The organism is Nocardia inohanensis NBRC 100128, from assembly GCF_001612945.1.
Taxonomy (GTDB): Bacteria; Actinomycetota; Actinomycetes; order Mycobacteriales; family Mycobacteriaceae; genus Nocardia; species Nocardia inohanensis.
In genome coordinates this window covers 286,640-296,419 of sequence record NZ_BDBK01000004.1, presented here as the reverse complement: position 1 = coordinate 296,419, position 9,780 = coordinate 286,640, and the positions used below count along the sequence as shown (strand labels likewise).

Here is a 9,780-nt window from a genome sequence, read left to right as displayed (position 1 = left end):
CCAGATTCATGTCAGACACCGATGCCACCGTGCTCGAAACCACCTCTACCGCTGCGGCTCCGGCGGCCGCCACGTCGACGTCGCCCGGTCCGGCGACCGCCCCGGCAGCCGGCGGATCGCTGGCCGACCGTCGCCGTGAGTTGCTGCGCCGGCGGCTGGCCGAAAGCGGTTTGGAGACAGCCGCTCCCGCCACACCGGTGCGCCGCACCACGGCGGGGGAGCGGCGGCCGCTCTCGGCGGGACAGCGGCGGATGTGGTTCCTCCAGACCCGCGACCCGGAAGACACCACGCTGAACATCTGTGTGGCGTACCGGCTTTCGGGTGTACTGGATGAGCAGCGTTTGCGCGATGCGGTGGCCTCGGTGTTCGCCCGCCACGACATCCTGCGCACCACCTACGGCGTCGACGAGCAGGGCGAGCCGTTCCAGGTGTTCGCCGACGACATCACGGTGCCGTGGCAGTCCCATGATCTGACGACCCTGCCGGAGCAGAGCCGGGGCGTGCGCGTGGAGGTGCTGGCGCGCCGCGAGTTCGGCCGCTCCTTCGATCCGGCCACCGACCTGCCCTTGCGCATCACTCTGGCGAAGACCGCCGCGGACGAGCACGTGCTGCTGCTCGCCGTACATCACATCTGCTGGGACGACGACGCCTGGGGCGTGTTCTTCACCGAGCTCAATGCCGCCTACAACGGCGTCGAGAAGCCGCTGCCGCCCGCGCAATTCGTGGACGTCGAGGTGCTGGACGCCCCCGCCGACGACGATCAGGCCGCTGTCGACTACTGGCGCGCCAACCTGCGTCCGCTGCCCGAACCCCTGGAGCTGCCGGGCGCGGCCGCCGCCGTCACCTCCAAGCAGGCCGATCGCCGCACCGTCGCCCTTCCCGCCGACCTCCTCGAACGCGTCGACGTCTTCGCTCGCGAGCACGCCGCCAGCCCGTTCATGGTGCTGCTGGCCGGTTTCGCGGCGCTGGTCGAGCGCTACACCGCCGCAGGCGATTTCCTCATCTCCATTCCCGTCACCAACCGTCGTTCGGCCGCCGCGGAACAGCTCATCGGCTACTTCGGCAACACCCTGCTGCTGCGCGAAACCCTGCGTGACGGCGAAACCTTCACCGGCTTGGTCGAATCCACCAAGCAGACCTGGCTCAACGGTTTCGCGCACCAAGCCGTCGGCATCGATCGCGTTGTCCGCGAAGCCAATCCGGAGCGCGTCGCGGGTCGTGACGGCATGGATCAGCTGGTCCGGCTGGGCTTCAGCGTCCGCAAGAGCGCCGACGGGTTCGCCTTGAACGGCATCACCTCCACCCAGCTGGACGAGCTGGGCGCACCCACCGCGCAGGTGCCCCTGGCCCTGGCCGTGGTGACCGAATCCGCGCACGGTGCGGTGCTGGAAGCCGAATACCAGGTCGATGCCCTGGCCGGTCCGCTGGTGGATCGCCTGCTCGCGCACTACATCCGGCTGCTGGACAGTGCCCTGACCGCGCCGGGCAGCCGCATCGCCGACCTGGACATGCTGGGCGCGGACGATCGCGACGAGATCCTCGCCCAGTCCCGCGGCGCGCACGCCGACATCGCGCCCACCACCATGGTGGAGCTGTTCGAACGCAGCGTGGCCGCCGCCCCGGACACCGTCGCCCTGGTCTCCGACGACGCCCAGCTCACCTACGCCGAGTTCGACCGCCGCGTGAACCGCTTGTCGCACTGGCTGATCCGCGCGGGCATCGGCGCGGAGGACATCGTCGGCCTGCGCATGACCACCTCCATCGAATTCCTGGTGGCCGTCTACGCCGTGCTCAAGTCCGGCGCCGCCTACCTGCCGATCGACCCGGCCTACCCGGACGATCGCATCGATTACCTGGTCGAGGACGCCCGCCCGCGCCTGGTGCTGGGCCGCGTGGAACTCGATGCCGCCGAATCCGCCGCCGCCGAGCTGCCGGAGACCGCGCCGACCGACGCGGACCGCCGCCGCCCGCTGCGCCCGGAGAACCTGGCCTACGTCATCTACACCTCGGGCTCCACCGGCAAGCCCAAGGGCGTCCCGGTCGCGCACGCCGCCATCGCCGAGCACGTGGTCAGCTTCACCGCCGAATGGGGCATGACCGCGGAAGACCGGCTGCTGCAATCGTCTTCGGTGAGCTTCGACGCCTCGCTGCTGGACATCTTCGTCACCCTCGCCCTGGGTGCGCGCCTGATCGTGCCCAAGCCCGAGGCCTTCCGCGATATCCGCTATGTCGCCGACCTCATCACCCGGCAGGGCGTGACGGTGCTGCACATGGTGCCGTCCATGCTGAGCACCTTCCTGCTGCTGCCCGAGGTGTCGGAATGGCGTGCGCTGACTCAGGTTCCGGTCGGCGGCGAAGCGCTGCCCGGCGAGGTGGCCGACAAGTTCGCCGGTGTCTTCGACGCCGAACTGCGCAACCATTACGGCCCCACCGAGGCGGTCGTCTGCGCCACGCACATGCCGGTGGAGGGCCCGCAGGGCAATGGCATCGTGCCGATCGGCATCCCCAACCAGAACGTGCACGCCTACGTCCTGGACCGGGCGCTGAACCTGGTGCCCGCCGGTGTGGTCGGTGAGATCTATTTGGGCGGTGCGCAATTGGCGCGCGGCTACCTCGGCCGCGCCGATCTGACCGCGAGCCGCTTCGTCGCCGACCCGTTCACCCCGGGCGCACGCCTGTATCGCACCGGAGATCTGGCCCGCCGCAACGAATTCGGTGAACTGGACTTCGTGGGCCGCGCCGACGAACAGGTGAAGGTGCGCGGTTTCCGCATCGAACTCGGTGAGGTCGAGGCCGCCCTGGCCTCGCACCCGTCGGTCGCGCACTGCGTGGTCGTCGTGGTCGAGGACCCGGCCGTGGGCCCGCAGCTCGCCGCCTACCTGGTTCCGGCCGCCGGTCAGCAGGTCGACTTGGAGCAGGTGCGCGCCCACGCCGGCGGCGCGCTGCCGGAGTACATGGTGCCCAGCGCTTTCGCGGTCATCGACGAAATCCCGCTGACCGTCAACGGCAAGCTCGACAAGCGTGCCCTGCCCGCCGCCACCCCGGCCGTGGAGCGCACCCATCGCGCACCCGCCACCGCCACCGAACGCCGCCTGTGCGCCATCTTCGGCGCGCTGTTCGGCCTGGAGCGGGTCGGCGCGGAGGACTCCTTCTTCGAACTCGGCGGTCATTCACTGCTGGCCGCCCGCCTGGTCGCGCAGATCCGCGCCGAATTCGGCCTGGAGCTGGATGTGCGGATCATCTTCGACACCCCGACCGCCGCCGGTCTGGCCGAGGTGCTGGTGGAGCGTTTCCGCACCGAATTCGAGATCGATCTCGACTCGATGGACGACGATTTCGACGAGGACGCCGAAATCGAACTGGTCGCAGCCGATTCCGTGACCAGCACCATCCCCGGCCGGCCGCAGCTGGCGGAAAGGGTGCGCCCGGAATACCTTCCGCTGTCCTACTCGCAGCTGGCCATGTGGTTCCAGTACCGCATGGAGGGTGCGAGCGCGGTCGGCAACCTGCCGTTCGCGGTGCGTCTGGACGGCGAACTGGATGTCGCCGCACTGACCGCCGCCCTCGGTGACGTGGTCGCCCGGCACGAGGCTCTGCGCACCACCTTCGTCGAGCGGGAAGGCGTGCCCTACCAGGTGGTTCAGGCCACCGTGGAGGTGCCGTTCGAGATCGCCGAGATTTCGGCCGACGGCCTGGACGCCGCCCTCGCCGAGATCGCCGACTACCGCTTCACCGTCGAATCCGAACCGCTGCTGCGCGCCCGCCTGCTGGTGCTCGGCGCACGCGAACGGGTGCTGTCGCTGCTGGTGCACCACATCGTGGCCGATCACGCCTCGCTGGGCATTCTGCTCGAGGACCTGGTCACCGCGTACCGGGCCCGGGTCGAGACCGGCCGGGCGGCGCAGTGGACGCCGCTGACCGTGCAGTACCCGGATTACGTGCTGTGGCAGCACGAAGCCTTCGACACCGGCGCGGATGGCAAGCCCAGCGTCTTCGGTCAGGCCGAGCTCGACCACTGGCGCACGGCCCTCGCGGGACTGCCGGACGAGATCGATGTCGCCCATGACCGTCCGCGGCCGAGCGTGCTCGGCAAGCGCGGCGAGGTGGCCGCGTTCGTGCTCTCCGCCGACCGCCGCGCGAGACTCACCGCGCTGGCAGAGCAAAGTGGCGCAACGGAATTCATGCTGTACGAGGCGATCGTCGCCACCCTGCTGCACAAGCTCGGCGGCGGCGAGGATATCGCCCTGGGCACCCCGGTGGCCGCCCGCACCGAGGCCGCGGTGGCCCCGCTGATCGGCCTGTTCGCCAATATGGCGGTGCTGCGCAACGACGTCTCCGGCAATCCGACCCTGCGCGAAACCGTCAGGCGCGGCCGCGATGTCGTGCTGGACGCGCACGCACATCAGGAACTGCCCATCGAACGCCTGGTGGAGGCGCTGAACCCGCCGCGTTCGCGTTCGCGCAATCCGCTGTTCCAGTCCATGCTGCATTTCCGTGGCGCGGATTGGGCCCCGGCGACAATGAGCCTCGGTGGGGACACGACGGCGACCGTGCTGCCCGTCGAATTCGATGTGTCGTTCCTGGATTTGAACCTCAGCCTGAACGTCACCGCCGACGGTGGCCTGGATGTGCGCGTGGTCGCCAACGCCGATCTCTACGAGCCGGAAACGGTCCGCAGCATCGCCGATGCCCTGGCCGCCACCCTGGACGCCTACGCCACCGCCCCCGACACGACGGTCGCCGACCTCGTCGTGCTGCCCGCCGCCGAACTCGAACGCCTGCTGGCGATCCCGGCACCCGATGCGGCCGCGAACGCCGGTGTGGCCGAGGCGAACCCGGAGACCATCCGGACCCTCGTCACCCTGCTCGAGGAACTCCTCGAAATCGACGATGTGGATCCCGAGGACAACTTCTTCGCCCTCGGCGGTGACAGCGTCATCTCCATCCAATGGTCGGCCCGCGCCACCGCGCTCGGCCTGAACGTCACCCCGCAGCTGGTGTTCGAGCACATGACCATCGCCGAACTCGCCGCCGCCGCGGACGCCGCCGGACCGGTTGCCGCGCAACCGGATACGGCCCCACAGGAGGAATCCGCCCCGATGAGCGCATCCGGTCTGGACGATGCGGCGCTGGCCGCCCTCACCGCCTCGTGGGCAGCCCAGTGACCGCCGCCCCGCCGCAGCTCGAGGACGTCCTCGCGCTCAGCCCGCTCCAGGAGGGCCTGTTCTCGCTGTCCCGGCTGACCGGCGACGGAATCGACCTGTACACCATGCAATTCGTGGTGGACATCGACGGCCCGGTGGATCTGGAACTGCTGCGCCGCAGCGCCCAGGCCATGCTGGACCGGCATCCGAACCTGAAGGCCGCGTTCTGGGACAAGGACGTTCCGCGTCCCGTGCAGATCGTGCCCAAGCACGCCGAGCTGCCCTGGACCGAAAGGGAGTCCACCCCGGCCGAATTCGACGCCATCGCCGAATCCGAGCGGCGGCGTCCGTTCGATCTCGGCCGCGGCCCGGCCCTGCGCATCCTGATCCTGCACGTCCCCGGATCCGACACCCGCCGCCTGATCCTCACCGCGCACCACATCCTCATGGACGGCTGGGCGGTCGCGGTGTTCTTCACCGAACTCCTGGCCGTGTACCAGGCCGGCGGCTCCACCGCGATCCTGCCGCCGGTCCGCAAGTACCGCGAGTACATCGCCTGGCTCGGCACCCAGGATCGCACCGCCGCCCTGGCGAAATGGGCCGCGTACCTGGGTGAGCTGAGCGGCCCGATGGTGCTGGCCGAAAGCGCCGCCACCCGCGCCGGCGCGGTCCCGGAGAAGACGAAACTGGTCCTCCCGGCCGCCGAAACCGAACGGCTGCAACAGTGGTCGCGCGCGAACGGCCTGACCCTCAATACCGCCGTCCAGTTCGCCTGGACCGTGGTCCTGGGCCGCCTCACCGACCGCCGCGACGTCGTCTACGGCACCACGGTCTCCGGCCGCCCCGAAGGACTCCCCGGCGTCGAAGGCATGGTCGGCCTCTTCATCAACACCATCCCGGTCACCCACCGCCTCGAACGCGGCGTCAGCGTCGTCGACCAGTGCACCCGCCTGCAACGCGACTGCGCCGCCATGCGCGACATCGGCTACCTCAGCCTCTCCGAAGTGCAGCGCGCCACCGGCCACGGCAGCCTCTTCGACACGTTGTTCGTGTTCGAGAACGCACCGATCGACGATGCGATCCAAGAGGTCACCGCACCGGACGGCGCCCGTTTCCGTCCGATCGAGATGGAATCCCTCGCCCACTACCCCCTCACCGTGGTCTCCCACCTGAGTGACGGCGACCTGATCGTCCTCGTCGAGGCGATCCCCGCAGCCCTGCCCTACCTCTCTGCCCCCGCCCTGGCCGAACGCCTGATCGAGGTGCTGCGCCAGCTCCCCGACATCGGCCGGGCCACCCCCGACGATCTGGATGTGCTCATCGCCGCCGAGCGGGCCGAGTTGTCGGCCGTCGCCGGTCTCCCCGCGAACGCGGCGGGCATGGGAACCGCAGTGGCTGAACAACACTCGCGCGCCGTCGATGCGCTCGCCGCTGACGGCACTTCCGCGGACCGGGCCCAAGTGCCGGATCGCTCGGTATGGGAGGCGTTCGAGCGGCAGTGTGCCGCGACGCCGGATGCGGTGGCGCTCCAGACCAGCGCGGGGAAGCGGTACACCTACGCCGAACTGCGGGGTGCCGCCGCCCGGCTGGCCGGAGAACTGGCCGCGCACGGCGTCGGACCGGAAACCGTTGTGGCGCTGGTGATGCCGCGCTCCACACTATCGATCGTCGGTCTGCTCGCCGCCTTTGCCGCCGGTGCCGCCTATGTGCCGGTGGATACCACGCTGCCGGTGGCACGCATCGAATCGATTCTGCGCCAGTCGCAGCCGACGCTGCTGCTGACCGTGGCCGAGTCTCGCGATCTCATCGCCGGGGCATCGATCCCGACGCTCGTGCTGGACGATCCCGCTGTCGCCGAACGCATTTCGCGGCGCGACGCCATCGCGCCCGAAGTGGCCCGGCACCCGGACCAGTGCGCGTACCTGATCTTCACCTCGGGCTCCACCGGTGAACCGAAGGGTGTCGCGGGCACCAATGCCGCTGTCCTCGCCTACTTCGCCGATCATCGTGATCGCGTGTACCGCCCGGCCATGGCGCGGCTGGGCCGCCCGCTGCGCATCGCGCACGCCTGGTCGCTGAGCTTCGACGCCTCCTGGCAGCCGATGGTCGGTTTCCTCGCGGGCCAGACGCTGCACCTGTTCGATGCCGAGGAGATGCGGGACGCGAACCGCCTGGTGGCGGGCATGACCGGGCACGGCATCGACATGATCGACACCACGCCTTCGATGTTCGCGCAGCTCAATGCCGCCGGGTTGGTGGACGGTGAGCTGCCGGTGCTGGCGCTGGGCGGCGAGGCCATCGACGCCGCGCTGTGGGCGCGACTGCGTGCGTTGTCCACCAAGGGTTCCGGCACCGCCGTGTACAACTGCTACGGTCCGACCGAGACCACCGTGGAAGCGGTTGTGGCTCCGGTCGGTGCGTTCGACACCCCGACCATCGGCACCCCGAATGCCGGAATGTCCGGCTACATCCTGGATTCCATGCTGCGCCCGGTCCCGCACGGCGTGGTCGGCGAGCTGTACCTGTCCGGCCCGCAGCTGGCGCGCGGCTACATCGGCCGTCCCGCAACGACTTCCGATCGTTTCGTCGCCGACCCGTTCCGCCCGGGCCGCCGCATGTACCGCACCGGTGACCTGGTGCGCCGCCTGCCGCATCGCGGCATCGGCTATCTGGGTCGCGCCGACGCGCAGGTGAAGGTGCGGGGCTACCGCATCGAGATCGGCGAAATCGAAACGGCGCTGAGGCAATTGCCGGGCGTGGACACCGCCGCCGTCACCGTGGTCCGCCGCGCGGGCGGCGCGAGCCTGGTCGGCTTCCTGGTGGGCGAACCCGGCCGCACCCTGGACCCCGCCCGCCTGCGCCTCGCGCTCGCGGATCGCCTGCCCTCCTACATGATTCCGGCCCGCCTGCTGGTCCGCCCGCAGCTGCCGGTCAACGCCAACGGCAAACTCGACGGCCACGAACTGCTCCGCCAGGCCGAGGAAGCCTTGTCCGGCAGCGGTTCCGGCACGCTCCCCAGCACCGCGACGGAGAAGGAGCTCGGCGCGGTCCTGGCCGAACTCTTCGACGGCCGCATCCCGGCCCTCGACGACGACTTCTTCGCCCTGGGCGTGGACAGCATCGTCGCGATCTCCCTGGTCAACAAGGCGCGCCGCCGCGGCCTGTCGCTGACCCCGCGCATGGTCCTGTCCGCCCCCACCATCCGCGAACTGGCCGCGGCCCTGGACGCGGCCCCCGCCGCCGCTCGCTCCGGCGACGACGCCCACGGCGAGATCCTCCCGCTCCCGGTCGTCTCCTGGATGTACGAGTACGGCAACTACCGCCGCTTCACCCAGACGGCCCTGCTCCGTCTCCCGTCGGGAATGCAGCTCCCGCAACTGGAATCGGCCCTGCAATCGATTGTGGACAACTACGCGACCCTGCGTTCCCGCCTCATCGACACCGCCGACGGCCCCCGCCTGGTGGCCGAGCCCGCCGGTGCGATCCGCGCCGCCGACCTGCTCACCACGATCACCGCCCCCGCCGACCTGGACGCCGCCGTTCACCGTGCCGCCCGCACCGCGAACGACGAAATCGACCCGCGCACCGGCGATATGCTGCGCGCCGTCCGGTTCACCGGCACCCCCGAGGGCGAGGTCCTGCTCCTCACCATCCATCACCTGGCCGTGGACGTGGTCTCCTGGCACCTGCTGCTGGCCGCCTTCACCGAGGCGTGGACGCAAATCTCCTCGGGCGCAGCTCCTTCCGCTCTCCCCGAGTCCACCTCCTACCGCGAATGGTCCCGTAGCATCTGGGACCGCGCCGCCGCACCGGAGGTCCTCGCCCAGCACGACTACTGGACCGCCCAACTCGCGGCCCCGGATCCCGCTGTCGGCCACCGTGTTCCGGACCCGCGCGCCGACACCTGGTCCTCCCTCCGGGTCGCCGCGGCCGTCACCCCCGTCGATATCACCGCCCGCATCCTCACGGCCCTCACCCGCGAGGAGGGCGTCCGCGAATTCCTGCTCACCGCCTTGACCATGACCTTGGCGACCTGGCGCAAGGAACGCGACCAGGATCCGGCCGCCGGCGCCCTGATCGCCCTGGAGGGCCATGGCCGCGCCGACGACCTGCTCGCCACCGACACCACCAACACCCTCGGCTGGTTCACCAGCGTCTTCCCTGTCCGCCTCGGCGCAGGCGCAGCCGCGGTGGACATCCGAGCCGCCCAGGCCGACCCCGCCGCCGCCCGCGCCCTCCTGGATTCGGTCACCACCCACGTGACCACCATCCCCAATCAGGGCCTGGACTACGGCCTGCTCCGCTACATCACCCGCAGCCCGGCCCTGACCACCGCCCCCGAACCCCAAATCGAATTCAACTACCTGGGCCGAGTGGACCTGACCGGTCGAACCCCCGACTCGGTAACCCTTCTCACCGGCCCCCTCAACGACGCCCTCCCCCTCGACCCCGAACCCGACCTCCCCCTGCGCTACGCCCTCGACGTCATCGCCGGCATCGGCACCACCCCCGACGGCCCGCAACTGACCACCAATTGGCGCTGGAGCACCGCCCTTTTCACCGAACCCGAGGCCACCCGCCTCACCGACCTCTGGCAACAAGCCCTCGCCACCCTGGCCGCCGCGCTCTGACCGGC

General features: G+C 70.2%; 2 protein-coding genes. Both read left to right on the top strand.

The features are described from left to right. The first annotated feature begins 8 nt into the window (after nucleotides 1–8). Nucleotides 9–5,165: a non-ribosomal peptide synthetase gene (locus NI1_RS13295; protein ID WP_084523107.1), complete on the top strand. Its 5,157-nt coding sequence runs from the start codon at nucleotides 9–11 to the stop codon at nucleotides 5,163–5,165. Then, entirely contained in the window at nucleotides 5,162–9,775 is a 4,614-nt protein-coding gene (locus NI1_RS13290) for a non-ribosomal peptide synthetase (RefSeq protein ID WP_067819235.1), read from the top strand. The genes NI1_RS13295 and NI1_RS13290 overlap by 4 nt, the downstream gene beginning before the upstream one ends. Nucleotides 9,776–9,780: the final 5 nt, after the last annotated feature.